This window comes from Streptomyces sp. PU-14G, assembly GCF_041028275.1.
Classification (GTDB): Bacteria; Actinomycetota; Actinomycetes; order Streptomycetales; family Streptomycetaceae; genus Streptomyces.
On record NZ_JASKYT010000681.1, the window covers coordinates 1 to 1492 of the forward strand.

2 protein-coding genes are annotated in these 1492 nt (G+C 77.7%); both read left to right on the plus strand.

Annotated features, from left to right (window positions below; translation table 11 throughout):
* Nucleotides 1–1041: hypothetical protein (locus AB8Z75_RS34665; RefSeq protein ID WP_369209071.1), on the plus strand; the 1041-nt coding region annotated here is incomplete at its 5' end.
* Between the two features lie 38 nt (nucleotides 1042–1079).
* Nucleotides 1080–1492: roadblock/LC7 domain-containing protein (locus AB8Z75_RS34670; protein WP_369209073.1), on the plus strand; the 413-nt coding region annotated here is incomplete at its 3' end.

Below are 1492 nucleotides of genomic sequence, written 5' to 3' on the forward strand. Positions count from 1 at the left end.
GCGCGGCACACCCCGGCGGGCCCCGCTCAGAACGCCTCTTCGTGCGCTCCCGCGCCCCCCACCAGCGCTCCGTCGATGCTGCACCGACTCGCACAGGAGCGCGCCACCGGCGCCTTCACCCGACCGGGAGGCACCCTCTTCCTCGTCGAGGGGCGGATCGCCCACGCGGAGAGCCCGGCGGCGCCCGCGCTCGAACTGCTGCTGGCGGGCGGTGGGTCTCGTCTGCGCACCGGCCGGCGCCACCCCGCGGCCCCACCGGGTGCCGTTCCACCGGCCGACGGCGGCACCCACGCGATCCGGTGCCTCGTCGAGGCGGGCCAGATACCGGGCGGGATGCTGGAGTTGTGCGCGCGCCTCGCGCTGTACGACGCGGCGTTCTTCGTGCTGGAGTCCGCGGGCGACGGGCCAGGACGCTTCCGCGAAGGGGTGCGGCACTGGCTGGAGGGCACCGCGGGCGGGGCCGCCCTCGGTGCCGTGGCACTCGCGGCAGCCGAACGGGAGACGGCGCGCCGCCGTGCGCTTCTCGACCGCGTCTGGCCCGACGCCCGCCTGGACGTCCTGCCGCCTGTCCCGACCGCGGCAGCGGACCGAACCGGCCCCGGCACGTCCACGCCCGGGGTACCGGTGCGACGACCGGCAGCGGACGGCGCCGCCGGGCTGGTGCCCGCCCGCCGCCTCGCGGTGCTGGAGCGGGCCGACGGCGTGCGCAACGCCACCGACATCGCACGCGCCCTGGGCCGCCCCGCCTTCCACACGCTCATGGACCTGCGCCGGCTGGCAGCCGCCGGCCTGGTCGTGCCGCGGGGCGCCGGAGCGCGTACGGACACGCCGGGCCGAGCGGCCGGACCCGTTCGGACCGCGGCGCCGGCCGCGCCTCCGGGCCCGGCGATCGCCCCGCCGCCGGCCGCAGCGGCTGCCCCGCTTCCCTCTCCGCCCACGGACACCGCACGGGAGGGGCACGGCGTGGCGCCGCCCGCCGTGTTCCCTGACCCGGACGTCGCGCTGCTGCGCAGGCTCAGGGACGCACTGGAGGGACTGTGATCAGCAGGTTGTGGCAGCGTGCCGAAAGGAGAGTGCTCGTGGCGGCAGAGCCGGGCGTGAGCGAGGAGTTGCACGGGCTGCTGGCCAGGGTTCCCCAGATCGGCGGGGCGCTGGCGGCCACCGTCGACGGGTTCGTCCTCGCCGAGGCCTTTGGCCCCGCGCGGGCCGGGCAGCGGCCTGACGCGGAGCCGCTGGCCGCCCTCACGGCCGCCGCGCTGGGGCTCGCCTTCCGGATGAACGAGGCGACTGGGCGCGGCGCCTTCCGCGAGTTGCTGATCCACGGGGAGTCGGGGTATGTCGCCACGTACGCGGCGGGCCCTTCCGCTGTGCTCACGCTCCTCGCGGACGACCGCGCCAACGTCGGCCGCCTGCACCTGGAGGGACGGCGCACCGCGGGACGCATCGGTGCCTGCTTCGCCGCCTCCCGGCACTCGCCGCCCCTGTCCCCGCC